Source organism: Actinoallomurus sp. NPDC052274, from assembly GCF_040679475.1.
Taxonomy (GTDB): Bacteria; Actinomycetota; Actinomycetes; order Streptosporangiales; family Streptosporangiaceae; genus Actinoallomurus; species Actinoallomurus liliacearum.
The window spans coordinates 18,463-33,808 of sequence record NZ_JBFAUT010000062.1 but is presented as its reverse complement, the minus strand read 5'-3'; the positions used below and the strand labels follow the sequence as shown (position 1 = coordinate 33,808).

Sequence of the window (15,346 nt, the reverse complement as noted above, 5' to 3'; positions counted from 1 at the left end):
TCCTGAACCGCGTCCGGCCGGTCGGGCCCGCCGGCGCGAGGCGCCGGCGGGCGATGATCGGTGATGTCACTTGTCGCAGGAGTTCCAGCAGATCTTCTTGTCGGGCTTGCCGGCCAGCTTGCCGTCGAACCGCAGGACGTCGACGCCGCGGCTGTAGTCGGCGACGTAGACGTAACCGTTGTGCCAGTAGGCCGCCGAGGCCGATCCGGCGGTCACGTTCGCGTTACCGGACGGGATGCGGAAGTAGCCGACCTGCTTCGGGTGCTTCGGGTCGGAGACGTCGATGAACCGCGTGCCCTGGGCGTACCAGCCCTGGGCGATGATGTTGCCGTTCACCGTGAACCAGTGAGCGGAGCAGCTGGCGGCCGAGGTGTCCGAGCCCTCCTGGCCCCACGCCGTCCAGCTGCTGACCAGGTTGAGGCGGAACGGCTTCTCCGGCGTGGAATTCCAGCTCTCGCCGTCGTAGCTGCCCTTGGTCGAGGCGATCATCAGCGCACCGGCGTCGGAGCAGGTACGGATGTCCTCTTCGGTGATGTAGAGCAGCTCGCCCTTGTCGTACTTACCGAGCTTTTCGGTGTTGTGGTACGAGTTGTGGTCGAAGTAGGACACCGGCGCGGGGTCCACGACGGTGCCACCCGCGTACGGCACGGGGTCGTACGCCGTCGCGGTGCGCTTGACCTTCTTGACCGGGTCGTAGTGCCGCCCCGTCGTCCAGTAGCCGCGCACGCCACCGGCCCCGGACGTCCACGCGACGCCGTTCTTGTCCACGTCCACGCTGTGGACGTAGTCGGTGGTCTGATCGAACCGGTTCAGGTCGAGCGCCTGCGCCAGGGTCTTCGGGTGGTTGATGTCACGGATGTCGGTGACCCAGACCGGCACGCCGTGCCAGCTCGGGTCGTTCCCCTTGGTGCCGGTGTTGTACGGCCCGACCGACCACAGGTAGTCACAGTCGTTGATACAGGTGGCGGTGTGACCGGCCGGAACGGGTTGGAACGTGACAATCCTGGGCTGCCAGGGGTTCTTCACATCGATGATGTAGAAGCCCGACTGGCCGGTGGTGAGAGTGCCGCCGAAGCCGCGCGGGTCGCGGCTCAAGAAGACCAGCTTGCGCTTCTGGTCGACGGTCATGTTCTCGCCTTCCCAGAACCGGTCCTGGGTGTCGCCGGGACGGCGCAGTTCGGCGGCTGTGAGCTTCCCGACGAGCGCCGGGTGCTTACGGTCCTTCAGCGACCAGATCGCCAGGCCACCGGTGCCGTTGGCGAACATGAAGTCGTAGCCGTAGTTCTTGTAGCTGATGAAGTTCAGCCCCGAGTAGCCGCTGACACCCTTGACGTTGTCGATGAAGGTGACATTGCCCGAGACCGCGTTGGTGGGCACGTTGTGGGTGTCATCGAGGGCGGGGCCACCACGGGAGGGGCCACCGGAGGCCGGGCCGGCCGGTGCGGCGGCGAACGCCGACACCGAACTCGGCAGCTGCAGTGCCACCGCCGCGGCGAATGCGACCACACCAGCCGCGATCGATTTGATCTTCAATGCGTTACTCCTGAACGCTCACTGAGACGAGCGGGCCGCCGGACTTCGCGGGTTCGACCAAGCCGGGTTGACGCCTCCCCTTGCGGATAGAACCAGGACCGCGAGAGAGAACCGATGACTCGGGGGTCTGACAGGCCTGGGAGGTGGTCTGTCTCGCGGGACCGCCATCCTCCTTTCCGTCGGCCGGGCAGGGCGATAACCGACGCAGTGTCAGGCAATGAGAGGATAATGATCATTCCTGTCCGTGTCACCACCGAATATCGGTCGAACCGGCACGTTCACCGACACAACGGACGCTGAACATCGGACGTGTCCGCCAGCGCGGAGTGGCTCCCCGGCTGATCACCGCCATCGGCGCGGACGGCCGGGCCGGGGGAGAGACGGACCCGAAGCCGCTCAAAGGGGGACGGCTCATGGCGGCGGGTCACCGGCCTGAATGGTCCGCCACCGAGCACGGTCACCCGTATCCAGCCCGCGGACGTCGGGAGCACGCTCGAGCTCGGCCGGCCGTCAGGATCGACGCCGACCACACCGAACACCCAGGGTAGTTTATCAGTAGCGCAGGGTATTGGGTTCGACGGGAAACCACAGACGACGACCCCCGCCAACCGAGGAGACACCCCCAAATGCGACGCATCGTCACGGCGCTCGGCGCCCTGCCAATCGGCGGCTGCTCACCCTGACCGTCCCCGGGGCGGCCCATGCGGCCGACGGAAAACTGATCATCAGCCACAAGACGTACAAGAACCCCAGCGGTTGCTACGGCAGCGACAGGGGGCCGCTGCGGGTCAGCAACAAGACCGACCAGCCCGCCCTCGTCTTCAACAAACCCAACTGCAAGGGCTGGCCCGCCTGGGTTCTTCGTCCCGGCCAGAGCGTCGTCTGGGAGTCCGGACTCAGCGTCTCGATCAAGTAACCCGGCGGCCAGACCTAGGCCGCCGCTCCTTCGACGGGCGGGCCAGGGGATCGCACCGAGCGTTATCAGATCCTCTACTGGTGAGCTCCTATATTCGATCTGCCGGTATTGCTGGCAACCGGTCACCTTCGGCGATGGTCTTCTTGGATGACCGATGTCGGCTCGGGCGGTTGCCGGGCGAGGGCAGGGTGGATCAGGACGCCGATGACCAGAAGGCAGCCCAGCCAGCAGGCGTTGATGGTGAAAGCCATCTGGTATCCGGCAGCGTCTACGATCGCACCGCCGGCGCTGCTGCCCAAAGAGACGCCTAGCAGGCCGATGCCGACCATGAGGGTGTAGGACTGCGTCAGTGCTGCCTTGGGAGTAACCGTGTCCAATAGATCCGACGAGGCGACGGCGAATGGGCCGGTGCAGGCCCCGGTGAGCAGCATCGCCGCGAACAGCCAGGTGAGTCTGCCTGAGACGGATGCCGTCAGGCACGCGGCTACCATCGCTCCGGCCAGCGTCGCGAGTAGTTGCCGGGTCGCGGAACAGCGCCACCGCCGGGCACCGAAAGCGAACCCACCGACGATTTCGCCGGCTGATGACATCGCGAGGAGTTGTCCGCTGTCGCCTGCGGCGGCATGGGACAGCGCGGCGGCTGGGACGGCGACCGAGATCAGTCCTGCCGAGATCCCCGCCCCTGTCGCGATCACCAGCAACGGGAGCAGCGTCCGGTGCGTGCGGACAGCCGGTGTGACGGTGCGGGCGGCCTGGGGGTGGGGCCGCCATGCGCGGGAGGCGCCGGTAGCGGCGAACAGCACCCCGGCGGCACCGGCCAACCCGCCGGCCACCAAGACGGCTCCGCCGGGCCCCACCGGCGTCAGCAGCAGGGAGGTGGCCAGGGGGCCGGTCAGCAGCGCCAGCTGGAACAGCATTGCCAGCAGCGCGTAGCCTGCGGTGCGGTCTTCGGCTTCGGCGACCAGCTCGGCGAGCAGAACCCGCATACTGCCGGTGGTCGCCGGGAACGTGCTGCCCGCTCCCGCGGACGCCACGAGGGCCAATGCCATCGACCCTGTCGCCGGCGCGATGGTGACCAGCACACCGATCCATGCGGCGCAGGCCAGCCCGGCGGATACCAGCACCGTCGTCTGCCCGGCCCTGTCGATGAGCCGTCCCTGGAAACTCAGTCCAACGGCGTTGCCCACGCCGAAGACACCGATCCCCAGTCCTGCGTCGGCGAGCGACCCGGTCCAGGTCCGCAAGAACAGCAACAGGCCCAGGCTGAGCATGCCGAGTGGAAGAGCGCCGACCACAGTCGCCGTCAGTGGTACCCGCAAGCCAGGTGTCCGAAGGACTCGCACGTAGGAGCGCAAGGGGGCATGCCTTTCCTGACATGCCCGCCCACCCGGGAGCCGAACTCCCAACGATCCGCCACCGATCGTGGCAGCAGCTGATGGTGCCACCCTAGCGCCGCCGTCCCTTGCACGATCAGTAATGACGCATAAGCGGCACGGGTCACTCAGGTTCCGGTTTTCTCTCGGCGGCCGTGGCTCAGTCCGAGTAGTTGAACAGCAGCTTGCCGACGGAATGTTGGTCAGGCTGGAGCGCTGCTCAGTCGCCGTCGGTACTCTTTGCCTGCTCTCGGACAGCGTCAGCGTAGGCGCCCCAGGGGACTGCGGCGGCCGCGGCGTGTTTGTGGGTGACCTGGTCGCTGTAGCCCAGCATGCGTGCGGCGATGGGTGCCGGGACGTCGCGGACGAGTTCTCGAAGAGCCGTGTTCCGGGCCGCTTGCAGTTCGATTCCGATGCCCTGGAGCCGTTCCATGAGGCTCTGCGCATCGAGGTGCCGGCCGGGCCTGGTGCTGGGGGACAGCCATGGGCTGCGGCCGCCGGAGGCTGTTCGGAGGTTGGGCCGGTTGGACAGGTGGGCGCGAAGCATTGCGGCGAACGGTTCTGGTACGGGGGCAAGACCCTCGCCGAGCTTGATGAACAGGCCCTCGGCGCTCTCAGTCGCCGCCTCTGCCTCAAGCCGGACGATACGAACAAGTGGCTGTGCGTAGAGCAGCAGCAACATCCCAGCGACCCGGTAGGACAGTGTGTCGACGGGTTGCTCGACGAGGATGCGAAGCCAGTCCAGCCGCTGCTCTTGGCTCAATAGGGGTGTCCGCCGTGCTGTCCGGAACCCGACGGTGACGTTCTTCGTCAATCGGTTCTTCTTCGTCCAGACGATGAACGTGCGGACCGAGTGTCGCGTCGTAGGGCCCTCGGCAAGCCAGGCATCGATGTCCTGTTGAGCACATTCCGACAAGGTGACTTCGCGTGGGCGAGGTGGCATGCCAGATCCGATGCCATGCCGTCCACAGCCATCGAGAGAAGCGATCACCGCAGCTCGGCCGCGTGGCACAAGGAGATGTGCAGGCCCTCGAGGGGACGGGCGGGCGATTGCATCAGATGCAATATCCGACGATTTACTTGACATAATGTCTCTTATCGAGCAACCACCGGAGGACGGGGAAGCGGGCTGCGGGACGGCTGGGCGATGAGTTCTCCCGTCTGCTCGGGTCAGTACCGCCGAAGCGCTTACCGATCAGCAGGAGGTACGGAGTGGCCGGGATGTCGACGTCGCCGCTCGTCATTGGCATGCCGGTTGCCGACCGCCGACGGTCGCACACGTTCTATCGTGAGGCGCTCGGCCTCGAGCCGGTCGGCGAGCCGGCCGAGGATGGGGTTCCGGAGCCCAGTTCGTGATCAACGACGGCGTTCGGGTCATGTTCATCCCGACCGGCGGCTTTGGCTGGGTCATCGGCGATCGCCCGGTCGCTGAATCCGGGGCCAGCGAGTGCGTACTGACGCTCCCCGTCGCCACGCCCGCCGACGTTGACCAGATGATCACGCAGGCCCGCAAGGCCGGGGCAACGGTCATCACCACCCCTGGGCGGCAGCCCTGGGGTTACGCGGGCGTATTCGCCGATCCCGACGGCCACGTCTGGATGGTCAGTGTGCAGTCCTGACCTGCGATCAGCGCCGGCTCGCCCGAGCTCGCTCACAGCCGCACAAACCGCCGGCCGGACAGCACCGTCACCGACGGTAGGGCGGGACACATGGCAGCCCTCTCCTCGTCCACTCCACCGACACCGTCGCTTGTCGAGTGACCCCACACCCGTCCCATACCAGACAGAATCCAGCTTCTGTCTGGTATGGAGCTTTTGTCGCATATTGAACGCCTCGCCGGATTATTGACCGAGACCATCCGGCGCGCTTCGCGGCGCAATACCCTGAGATTGTGGCTCTGACCAGGCTTTTGGCCACACCGCACTGGCGGCACCTCGCCCTTCGAGACGCCGTCTTCGTCTCTGAAGTACGCCGCACCGTCGTCCCGGGCTACTACTGGGACCCGTCGTCCTACTACCGCTACGTCGATCCGCTGGTCCGGTTCTTCCGGGAAGAGATCGAGTACTCCTCTTACCGGAACCGTTGGAACCGCGATCACCCGATCGACACCGTCGAGATAGCCGCCGACAGGGAGTCGATCCTGCATGGATGAGTGGATGCCGAACGAGTACCCCCGGCTCGTTCTCGATACGGCTCAGTACGCTGCTCGTCTCCAGGCCGATAACCGTACTGGGCGTTGCTTCATCTGTGATCTCGTCGAGGACGAGAACAACGAGCCGGGTGCCCTGATCTATCGAGATGAGTTGTGCGTGGTGCTCTTCCCCAACGCACCACGCCTGCTCGGCTACACCATGTTGGCCCCACGTGAGCATCACACCGGCGTCGTCGCGGACTTCACCGAGGATGACTACGTCGCTCTCCAGCGCCGGGTCCATCGCCTCGGCAGGGCTCTCACCGCTCTGGTGTCGACAGAACGGCTTTACATCTTCAGCTTCGGCAGCCACCAAGGGGTCGCCCACGTCCACTGGCACGTGGTCCCACTGCCGCCGGGGGTTCCTTTCGAAGAACAGCAGTTCAACGCGGTCAACCGGCCTGACTACCTGCAAATCCCCGCCAAGGACCAAGCAGCGCTGGCCAAACGGATCGCGGCGGCGATGGCCAGCCACGATCAGTGACGCCAGGATCCCTTCCGCTGATCTGCCTCATAATCAACGAGACAGGACACTCACCAAGGTGGCCCCGCGCTGCCATGGCACCTACTGATGGCCGCTGGAGAATCCACTGAACAGCGACGGAACCACTCATTCCATCGAGATGCGCCCGACTTTTCGCGGGCGACACGCCATGCGCGTTCATCCGGCGGTGTCGGATGCCGGTGTCAGCTGGGGCTGGGGCTGGGGCTGGGGCTGGGCGAGGTTGTCCATTATCAGTCCGAGGGTGAACTCGAACCGGTCGTGTCCGGTGCCGGAGGTCAGCTCAGCGGCATAGCGTCGGGTCTGCGGAAACGTGTCGGCCGGCAGTGCGGTGAACCGGCGGATCAGTTCCTCGCGGTCAAGGACCCATTCCTGGTTTGGGTGTCTGCGCCGCTGCTGGACCAGCGACTGCTCCAAGGCGTAGGCGCTGACGTAGAGAGACAGAGCATCGAGCACCCAGGCGGCGCTCCGCGGTTCGATTCCGCCGGCGAGCAGGATCGCCAATAGCCCCTCCTTGACCCGCAACGTGGAGAGGTTGGTCGGGACTACGCCCAGCGCGGCACGGGAGACTCCGGGGTATTTCAGGTACTGGTCGCGGATCTGCGCGTACACGTCGAGGATCTGCTTGCGCCACGTGGCCGGGTCCGGTTCGGGCAGCACGACCTCGGAGCAGAGCCGGCCGACAAGCAGATCGTCGAGGTCCTCTTTGCTGACGATGTGCGCGTACAGCGACGACGGCCCGGTGTCGAGTATCGCGGCGACTCGACGGATGGTCAGTGCGTCGTAGCCCTCGGCTGCCACGACCTGCAGGGCGGCGTCAGTGATCCGGTCGACCGTGATGGGCTTCTTGCGTGGTGACGTCTCCGGGGGCTCCCCCGCGGGCTGGGCGTGACGAGCTGCTCGGCGTTGCCGGGGATCGGAGGGCATACCGATCATTATAGCTTGACACGAACTAAGTTCTCCAAGCAGAGCTTAGTTCGTTCATATAGAACTAAGTTCGTATCCGCGTGGTTCGCGTACCCCCTGCTCAGGTCCTGAGCAGGGGGTACGCGAAGTCTGTTCAGGAGATGTGATGCGAGTTTCCGTGATCGGAGCCGGTCTCGGAGGTCTGTGCTTGGCACAGGGTCTGCGTGGTGCCGGGATCGAGGCCGACGTCTACGAGCGGGACCCGGCGATCACCGCGCGGTTCCAGGGCTACCGGCTGGTGCTGAGCCCGGTGGGGTTCGAGGCGTTGCGCGGCTGTCTGCCGCTGCGCTGGCACCCGCTGCTGGACGCGATCGTCGGTGACGCCTATGCCGAGCGGCTGATCCTGGACCCGCAGCTGAACCGGATCGGCGAACTCGGCCCCGGTAGGACCGGGATCGTGATCGACCGGCAGGTGCTGCGGCACCTGCTGCTGACCGGACTCACCGTGCGCACCGGGGCCGCGCTGACCGGCTACGACGTGCTGGACGACGGCAAGGTCGAAGCACGGTTCGCGCACGGCGACCCGACCACCGCCGACCTGCTCGTCGGGGCGGACGGGGTCGGCTCCGCCGTCCGTGCGGTGCTCTCGCCGCAGACCACCGCGACCGACACCGGCACCCGGTTCGTCATCGGCCGTACGCCGCTGAGCGAGCGCTTTGCCACCCTGGCGCCGGCCTTCGGCTCGAAGATCGCCGGGGCCGGGGTGAGCCTGATGCTCGGAGCGATGCGTTTCCGTACCCCGCCGAAGCAGGCGGCCGAGGAACTGGCACCCGAGGTGACCCTCCCCGATATCCGCGACTACGTGCGCTGGGCGATGCTCCTGCCGCCGAACGGCTCGCTCGGCGCCCCGACCGCGCAGGAGGCCGTGCTGTCCAGAATGGAGGGCTGGCATCCGGAGCTGCAGGCGCTCATCGAGCAGGCCGACCCGGACAACAGCACCCTGCTGTCCATCCGGGTGGTCGAGCCCCGCGAGCGCTGGGCGCCCGGTCCGGTCACGCTCCTCGGAGACGCCATCCACGCCACCTCCCCGACCGGCGGCAACGGCGCGAACACCGCCCTGCGCGATGCCGACCTGCTGCGCCGCTGCCTGATCGAGGCCGTCGAGCGCCGCCGAGATCTCCTTGGAGCGGTCGGCGACTACGAGCGGCAGATGTTCGAGTACGGGGGCGAGGCCGTGCGCCACAGCCTCGCCGCGCTACCCGCCTTCGTCCCGAACCCGGAACGACCCGAGCCGGCATAGGTTCAGAACCTCCCAGCCACGCCCTCAAGGCCGAACGGCGCGTTTCCGGCACCTGCGGAACTGGACGCCGCCTGTCGCAGGGTCCGCGACGCCGGGGTCACCCTGACGGCGGCCGCGCACCACGCGGGTCCGGTGCGAGGAGTGGCAGGTCTCAGCGGTCCCGCGTGATGCGGTCCGAGCGGCGTGTCATCGGGGCAGGAGGACGATCCTGCCGCGGTTGGCGCGGGCCTCGATGAGGCGGTGGGCGTCGGCGGCGCGGTCCAGTGGCATGGCCTCATGGACGGCCGGGCGCAGCCGCCCGTCGCGGTACAGCTGCCACAGTTCTTGCTGGTGGCGCTCGTAGGTGGTGTACCGCCGGGCGGCCAGGTGCGCCATGGCGAACCCGATGACGGACAGGCCGCGCATGCGCAGCTCGTTGGTGTCGATCGTCCCGCCGGTCGCGTTGAACGTGACCAGGCGTCCCAGCGGGGCCAGGGATCGCAGCCCGGCGTCCTGGATCTGGCCGCCGACGCCGTCGAGGACGATGTCCACCGGTTCGCCCCAGTCGTCCTGGTCGTAGGTGACGACGTGGTGGGCTCCTTGTTCGCGGGCGAATCCGGCCTTGGCGGCGTCACCGACCGCGGCCGTCACCCGTTCGGCGCCCAGTGCCACGGCCAGCTGTACCGCCAGGTGGCCGACGCCGCCGGCGGCGGCGGTGACCAGGACGCTGTCGCCCTTGCCGAATCCGCCGGCGCGCAGGGCGCCCAGTGCGACCTGGCCGGCGCGCGTCAGCGCGAGCGCCGCCAGGTCGTCGACGTCGTCGGGCACGGTCGTCATCATGGGGGCCGGGACCGCGACGGTCTCGGCGTACGCGCCGCTGAAGGCGAGTCCGGCCACCCGCTCCCCCACCTGCCGGTCGGTCACTCCCCGGCCGATCCGTGTCACCCGTCCGACGATCTCACCGCCGGGGATGTGCGGGAGCGGCACGCCGGGGCGTCCGCGGGTGAGGCGGACGACCGGCAGTGTGACGCCGACGGCGTCGACGTCGATGAGGACCTCTCCCTCGGCGGGTTCGGGTGCGGGGAGCTCATCGACCCGCAGCACCTCCGGGCCGCCGTGTTCATGGAAGCGCACCGTGCGCATGCCTGACCTCCTTCGTCGGTCGTTGTGTCGGCGTGGGCCGGGCACCGCCCGGTCGGCGGTGCCCGGGGCGGGACCGCGTCACGGCGTGTTCCTGATCAGCATCCGGCCTCCTCTCCCCCAGGACTTCAACACTGTTGAAGTTCAACGGTGTTGAAGTCTGCGGGATACTGGCGGGGCTCGTCAACGGATTAACCGGGAGGGACACGGATGCGGCTGACCCGTGACCAGGTGGTCGCCGGCGGTCTCGACCTGCTCGACGAGGTCGGCCTGGACAAGCTGACGATGCGCCGGCTCGCTGCGGCGCTGGGCGTGCAGAACGGCGCGACGTACTGGCATTTCTCCAGCAAGCAGGCGCTGCTGGAGGCGATGGCCGACCGCATGCTCGAGGGTGTCACCAGCGCCGTGGACCCGGGCCTGCCCTGGGACGCGCGGGTCGCCGAGACCGCGCACCGCCTGCGGGGCGCGCTGCTGGCGCGGCGGGACGGCGCGCGGCTGTTCGCCGGGGTGTTCTTCCCGTTGCCCAACGCCCTGGCCTACGGCGATGCCATGACCGCCACGCTGCGAGAGGCGGGGCTGGCGCTCCGGGACGCCGTCTGGGCCGTGGACGCCCTGACCTACTACGTCGTCGGTCATGCGACCGAGGAGCAGCTGGCGGCCGCGCTGCCCGACGGCGGCCGGTCGGCCGTCGCGCGGCTGAGGTCGGCGCTCGACCCCGACCGTCATCCGGCCCTGCACGCCGCGGCGGGCGACGTGGCGGCCCCGCATCCGCAGGAGCACTTCGGCTACGGGCTGGAGCTGCTTCTCAGCGGGATCCGCGCCCGGCTGGCCGGGCCCGTGCCCTGACCGGCGGGTCGCGCGAACGCCGCCGCGCGCGGGCCGCGCCCCGCCCGTCCGCCCGGTGGGGCGGTCTTCTGTCGTAGGGGGTCGGTAAGGTCCGGCGGGTGCGTCCTGCCGATGTTCAACGGATCACCGTGGAAGAAGCCGCGGATCGTTACGCGGAGATGGTGCGGGCCAAGACCGTCACCGGTGCGCTGGCGGCGAGCACCGCGGAGATCTACACGCGTGACGTCCACACGTTCGCGGTCCTCGCCGGCGGGGACCGGGTGCTGGACGATCTGACCGGTGAGGACGTCGATGAGGTGCTGCTGAGGTTCGCCCGCAAGCCGGACGGGCGCCGGAAGGCGCCCGTGGCCGCCGACGGGTCCGTTCCGCTGCAGAGCGCGCACTCCCAGGCGCGGTTCCGCCGGTCGGTGTCGGCGTTCTTCCGGCATGCCGCCGTGGCCGGGTGGGTGCAGCTGAACCCGATGCGGGCGGTGACGGTGACGTCGCGGCAGCGGGGTGGTCTGCGCCCGGAGCGGCGCGCCCTGACCCGGGAGCAGGCGGAGGGGCTGCTGGGCACGGCGCGGGTCCTGGCGTCGGCGGGGCCGGAGGAGGGTAAGCGGGCCGATCAGCGCACCGAGCTGCGTGATGCTCTGATCGTGTTGCTGCTGGCGACGGTCGGGCCGCGGGTGTCGGAGCTGACGCGCGCGGACGTGGACCATTTCTTCACCAATGACGGCGTGCGTTACTGGCGGATCTTCGGCAAGGGGGGCCGCACGCGTGACGTGCCGCTCCCCCGGGGTGTCGCGCAGGTGCTGGACGCCTACCTGGCGCAGCGGCGCGCCCGGATGGTGGAGACTCCGGCGTTGCTGCTGTCGTGGCGGGGGCGCCGGCTGGCGCGCGGGGACGTGCAGGGGGTGATCGACCGGGTGCTGGCGCGGGTCGATCCGGATCGGCGGCGTTCGGTGACGCCGCATGGGCTGCGGCATACGACCGCGACGCATCTGCTGGCCGCGGCGACGGACATGGACGCCGTACGGCGGGTGCTGGGGCATTCGGATCTGTCGACGCTGGGCCGGTACCGCGATGAGCTGCCCGGGGAGCTGGAGGCGGCGATGCGTGCCCATCCCCTGCTCGGCGACCGGGAGGCCGGCGGCCCGCGGTAGCGCGTGGCCGCCGCGGGCGGCGCCGTCCTTCTGGTCGCGCCGGCCGGGGGCGGGTCGCGGCGGTGAGGTCACGGTGCGGCCGGGCCTCGCGGGCGGCGGGCCGGGGATCCCGGTCATCGCGGGTTCTCGTTGGCGCGTGCGCTGCGGACCGCCAGTGCGGCCGCCAGGGCGCAGGCGCCGCCGAGTCCCAGGACGGCCTGGAGGGTGAGCGAGTCGACGATGACGCCGCCGGCGAGTGCGCCCAGGCCGATCGACAGGTTGAACACCGCGACCCACAGGGAGGAGGCCGCCTCCACGGCGTGCGGCGCGCTCTTGATCATCCATGTTTGCAGGCCGACCGACACTCCGCCGTAGGCCAGGCCCCAGGTGATCAGCAGTGCGGCGCCGCCGACGGGTGTGCTGCCCAGCAGCAGGTAGAGCGGCATCGCGGCGGCCAGGGTCACGGTGATGACCAGCACGGTCCGGTGCGGGTTGCGCGCCAGTGCGGCGCCGGCGATGAAGTTGCCGGCCATGCCCGCCAGGCCGAAGGCGAACAGCAGCGGGCCGACGAGTCGTTCATCGATCCCCGACAGTTTCTGCAGTGCCGGGCTGATGAAGGTGTAGGCCGAGAAGTGGCCGGTCACGATGAGGAATGTCGCGAGGATGCCGACGCGTACGCCGGGGTTGCGGAACTGCTCGGCCAGGAGCCGCGGGCGGACGGGTCGGGAGGCGGCCAGCGGCGGCAGTACGGCCAGCAGGGCGAGCAGGGCGATGAGTGCCAGGGCGCTCAGCGCCGCGAAGGCGATCCGCCAGCCGGAGAACCCGCCGAGCAGCGTGCCGATGGGGACGCCGAACACGTTGGCGGCTCCGACGCCGCCGAAGATGATCGCGGTGGCCCGTGGCACGTTCGCGGTGGTCACGAGCCGGACGGCCAGGCTGCTGGCGACGGCCCAGAAGCCTCCGATCGCCACTCCGACCAGAATCCGGGAGGACACGAGGACGGCGAAGCTCGGTGCCAGGGCCGAGGCCGCGTTGGCGAGTGTCATCAGCCCCATCAGGCCGAGCAACAGGAACCGCCGGTTCATTCGGCCGACGAGCACCGGGACCAGGGGTGCTGAGACCGCGGCGACCAGGCTGGGCACCGTCACCATCAGTCCGGCCGTCCCTTCGGAGACCGACAGGGCCGATCCCACGTCGGTCAGCAGCCCGATGGGCAGTTGCTCGGCGGTGACCAGCAGGAATGTCCCCAGGGCCACCGCGGTGACGGCCGGCCAGCGATTCCTGTGCGGGGCCTGTCGGCCGGTGGCCTGGGCGGTGGCTTGTTCTGTGGGCGTCACGGGTACCTCCTCCACTCGTTTGGGAGCGATCGCTCCCATATGCTGGAATGGGGACCCTAGTATGGGAACGATCGCTCCACAAGTCGGGTATGGTGACGGGCATGGCACGACCCCGGCAGTTCGACGAGCAGGAAACGGTCATCCGGGCGACCGACCTGTTCTGGCGTCGCGGCTACAACGCCACCTCGGTGCGTGATCTCGGCGCCGAACTCCAGCTCACTCCCAGCAGCCTGTACCGGACGTTCACCGACAAGCACACGCTGTTCCTGCGCGCGCTCGACCACTACCGGGCCACCGACTCCGCGCAGGCCGAGCAGCGGCTGGACGCCGCCGGCCGCCCGGTCCGCCGGGTACTGCGGGACTGGATGCTGTGGTTGGTCTCCTGCCCGTCCGACGGCGAGCCCGGCCGAGGCTGCTTCGTGGTCAACACGGCGACCGAGCTCGGCACCACCGACACCCAGGTCCGTCAGCGGACCGAGGCCGCCTTCGAGGTCACCCGCCAGGCACTGCGATCCCTGCTGCGCGAGGGCCGGGACAACGGCGAACTGCCCACCGACCTCGACCTCGACGCCGCCGTGGAACTGCTGTTCACCACGGTGCTCGGACTGCGGGTACGAGAACGCGCCGGCCACGACCCCGAACGCCTGGCCACCGCGATCGACGCGGTGATCCAGACCCTGGGACCCACACGGTGAACCGGTCGCCGGCAACGGCGCGGTCCACCGCACCCGGCGATGGAACCCGGGCGAGCACAGGTCAGGCCGCCAGGACCTCCTCGACGCCCCGGCGCAGCAGACGAAGGCCCTCGGGGATGCGCTCGGCCGGGATCATGCCGTACCCCAGCACCAGGCCCGCCTGAGGCCGGTCGGCGCAGTAGGCGGCCAGGGTCTCGACGGTGACGCCGAGGCGGCGGGCCGTGACCTGCACGGCGCGCAGGTCGGCGGGCACGTCCGGAGCCAGGCGGGCGCACAGGTGCAGGCCGGCGGTCGAGGGCACTGGGGTGAGCAGACCGGCCAAGCCCTCCCCCAGCGCCGTGGTCAGACGCTCGTGGCGGGCGGCGTAGACGCGGGTGGCCTTGCGGACGTGACGGGACAGCTCCCCGGAGTCGATGAGGCGGGCCAGAGCGGCCTGGGCGGCCGGGTCGCCGTGCCAGTCGGTGAGCTGCCGGGCCGCGCGCAGCGCCGTTCGCAGCGCGGCCGGGGCCACCAGGAACCCGGCGCGCAGCACCGGGGACAGCGTCTTGGAGAACGTCCCGACGTAGACGACCCGCCCGGTGCGGTCGAGGCTCTGCAGAGGCTGCAGGGGCCGGGCGGAGAACCGGAACTCGCTGTCGTAGTCGTCCTCGACGATCACCGAGCCGTGACGGTCGGCCCAGGCGAGCAGCGCGGTGCGGCGGGCCGCCGACATCGGGACGCCCAGCGGGAACTGGTGGGAGGGCGTCACGTACACGACGCGGGCGCCGTCCGGGAGCGCGGTGACCACCAGGCCCTCCGCGTCGACGGGCACGCCGGTGACGCGGGCGCCCAGGGTGCCGAACAGGCGCCGCGCCGGCGGGTAGCCGGGCTCCTCCACGGCGACGTGGTCGCCGGGGGCGATGAGGACGCGGGCGAGCAGGTCCAGGGCCTGCTGGGCGCCCTGGGTGATGAGCACGTCCTCGGCGTCGGCGCGTACGGACCGGGACACCCCGACGTACCGGGCGATGGCGGCGCGCAGCGCGGGGTGCCCGGCGGGGTCGCCGTACCCGGCGACGCGCAGCGCCGAGGAGCGCAGTTCCGCGGTCAGCAGACGCCGCCAGGTCGCCAGCGGGAACAGGGCGCTGTCGGGCACGCCGACGCCGAAGTCGTACGGGGCCGGCGGGCCGGTGGGGTGCGGCGCCGGGGTGAGTGCGTCCCAGGGCGGGTGGGGACGCACGGTGCCGCCGGCCGGCGCGGCGCGGCGCCGCAGGCGGGCGCGCTGGGCGTCGCCGACGTAGGTGCCCGATCCGACGCGGGCGACCAGGAATCCCTCGGCGGTCAGGCGCTCGTAGGCGACGCAGACGGTGTTGCGGGAGACCTGAAGGCGGCGGGCGAGTTCACGGCTGGGCGGCAGGCGCTCGCCGGGGCGGAGCCGGCCGTCGAGGATCGCCTCCAGGAGCTGGTGGTAGATGCGAGCGGCCAGGTCACCGGGGCCGTCCAGGGCGATGTGCAGGTCCACGTCCCTATA

General features: G+C 69.6%; 15 protein-coding genes. 8 read left to right on the top strand and 7 right to left on the bottom strand.

Annotation, left to right across the window (positions count from 1 at the left end):
* Window positions 1-66 precede the first annotated feature (66 nt).
* The 3 genes from AB0K82_RS36515 to AB0K82_RS36505 form a co-directional block, all read right to left on the bottom strand.
* Window positions 67-1,533: a hypothetical protein gene (locus AB0K82_RS36515; RefSeq protein WP_364405796.1), complete on the bottom strand. Its 1,467-nt coding sequence runs from the start codon at window positions 1,531-1,533 to the stop codon at window positions 67-69.
* 1,038 nt (window positions 1,534-2,571) lie between these two features.
* Window positions 2,572-3,744, bottom strand: coding sequence for an MFS transporter (locus tag AB0K82_RS36510; RefSeq protein WP_364405827.1), 1,173 nt, complete (start codon window positions 3,742-3,744; stop codon window positions 2,572-2,574).
* Window positions 3,745-4,042: 298 nt separating this feature from the next.
* The gene (locus tag AB0K82_RS36505) at window positions 4,043-4,636 is read right to left on the bottom strand and encodes a hypothetical protein (RefSeq protein WP_364405794.1); all 594 of its coding nucleotides are present in this window, start codon (window positions 4,634-4,636) and stop codon (window positions 4,043-4,045) included.
* A gap of 407 nt (window positions 4,637-5,043) precedes the next feature.
* Here AB0K82_RS36505 and AB0K82_RS36500 point away from each other — a divergent pair, with 407 nt between their 5' ends.
* The 4 genes from AB0K82_RS36500 (at window position 5,044) to AB0K82_RS36485 (ending at window position 6,497) form a co-directional block, all read left to right on the top strand.
* Window positions 5,044-5,178, top strand: coding sequence for a hypothetical protein (locus tag AB0K82_RS36500; RefSeq protein WP_364405792.1), 135 nt, complete (start codon window positions 5,044-5,046; stop codon window positions 5,176-5,178).
* Window positions 5,175-5,441, top strand: a complete 267-nt coding sequence (locus AB0K82_RS36495; RefSeq protein WP_364405790.1) for a VOC family protein — start codon at window positions 5,175-5,177, stop codon at window positions 5,439-5,441. Before AB0K82_RS36500 ends, AB0K82_RS36495 begins: the two co-directional genes overlap by 4 nt.
* A gap of 272 nt (window positions 5,442-5,713) precedes the next feature.
* Window positions 5,714-5,974, top strand: a complete 261-nt coding sequence (locus AB0K82_RS36490; RefSeq protein WP_364405789.1) for a hypothetical protein — start codon at window positions 5,714-5,716, stop codon at window positions 5,972-5,974.
* A complete protein-coding gene (locus AB0K82_RS36485; protein WP_364405787.1) occupies window positions 5,967-6,497 on the top strand; it encodes an HIT family protein in 531 nt (176 codons plus the stop codon). Before AB0K82_RS36490 ends, AB0K82_RS36485 begins: the two co-directional genes overlap by 8 nt.
* A 177-nt stretch (window positions 6,498-6,674) precedes the next feature.
* On the opposite strand, the gene AB0K82_RS36480 is transcribed toward AB0K82_RS36485, so the two are convergent.
* Window positions 6,675-7,442 carry a TetR/AcrR family transcriptional regulator gene (locus tag AB0K82_RS36480; protein WP_364405785.1) on the bottom strand — a complete coding sequence of 256 codons (768 nt, stop codon included), beginning with the start codon at window positions 7,440-7,442 and terminating at the stop codon, window positions 6,675-6,677.
* A 145-nt stretch (window positions 7,443-7,587) separates the two neighbouring features.
* Between AB0K82_RS36480 and AB0K82_RS36475 the strand changes: the two genes are divergently transcribed.
* The gene (locus AB0K82_RS36475; RefSeq protein WP_364405783.1) at window positions 7,588-8,721 is read left to right on the top strand and encodes an NAD(P)/FAD-dependent oxidoreductase; all 1,134 of its coding nucleotides are present in this window, start codon (window positions 7,588-7,590) and stop codon (window positions 8,719-8,721) included.
* 186 nt (window positions 8,722-8,907) lie between these two features.
* On the opposite strand, the gene AB0K82_RS36470 is transcribed toward AB0K82_RS36475, so the two are convergent.
* Window positions 8,908-9,843 carry a zinc-binding dehydrogenase gene (locus AB0K82_RS36470; protein ID WP_364405781.1) on the bottom strand — a complete coding sequence of 312 codons (936 nt, stop codon included), beginning with the start codon at window positions 9,841-9,843 and terminating at the stop codon, window positions 8,908-8,910.
* 207 nt (window positions 9,844-10,050) lie between these two features.
* Here AB0K82_RS36470 and AB0K82_RS36465 point away from each other — a divergent pair, with 207 nt between their 5' ends.
* Both AB0K82_RS36465 and AB0K82_RS36460 read left to right on the top strand, forming a co-directional pair.
* On the top strand, window positions 10,051-10,686 hold the full coding sequence (locus AB0K82_RS36465) for a TetR/AcrR family transcriptional regulator C-terminal domain-containing protein (protein WP_364405780.1): 636 nt from the start codon (window positions 10,051-10,053) through the stop codon (window positions 10,684-10,686).
* A gap of 128 nt (window positions 10,687-10,814) precedes the next feature.
* On the top strand, window positions 10,815-11,828 hold the full coding sequence (locus AB0K82_RS36460) for a tyrosine-type recombinase/integrase (protein WP_364405778.1): 1,014 nt from the start codon (window positions 10,815-10,817) through the stop codon (window positions 11,826-11,828).
* A gap of 113 nt (window positions 11,829-11,941) precedes the next feature.
* Here AB0K82_RS36460 and AB0K82_RS36455 read toward each other — a convergent pair whose 3' ends face one another.
* Window positions 11,942-13,144: an MFS transporter gene (locus tag AB0K82_RS36455; protein WP_364405776.1), complete on the bottom strand. Its 1,203-nt coding sequence runs from the start codon at window positions 13,142-13,144 to the stop codon at window positions 11,942-11,944.
* A 101-nt stretch (window positions 13,145-13,245) separates the two neighbouring features.
* Here AB0K82_RS36455 and AB0K82_RS36450 point away from each other — a divergent pair, with 101 nt between their 5' ends.
* Window positions 13,246-13,839: a TetR/AcrR family transcriptional regulator gene (locus AB0K82_RS36450; RefSeq protein ID WP_364405774.1), complete on the top strand. Its 594-nt coding sequence runs from the start codon at window positions 13,246-13,248 to the stop codon at window positions 13,837-13,839.
* A gap of 61 nt (window positions 13,840-13,900) precedes the next feature.
* Here AB0K82_RS36450 and AB0K82_RS36445 read toward each other — a convergent pair whose 3' ends face one another.
* On the bottom strand, window positions 13,901-15,337 hold the full coding sequence (locus AB0K82_RS36445; protein ID WP_364405772.1) for a PLP-dependent aminotransferase family protein: 1,437 nt from the start codon (window positions 15,335-15,337) through the stop codon (window positions 13,901-13,903).
* Between the last annotated feature and the right edge of the window lie 9 nt (window positions 15,338-15,346).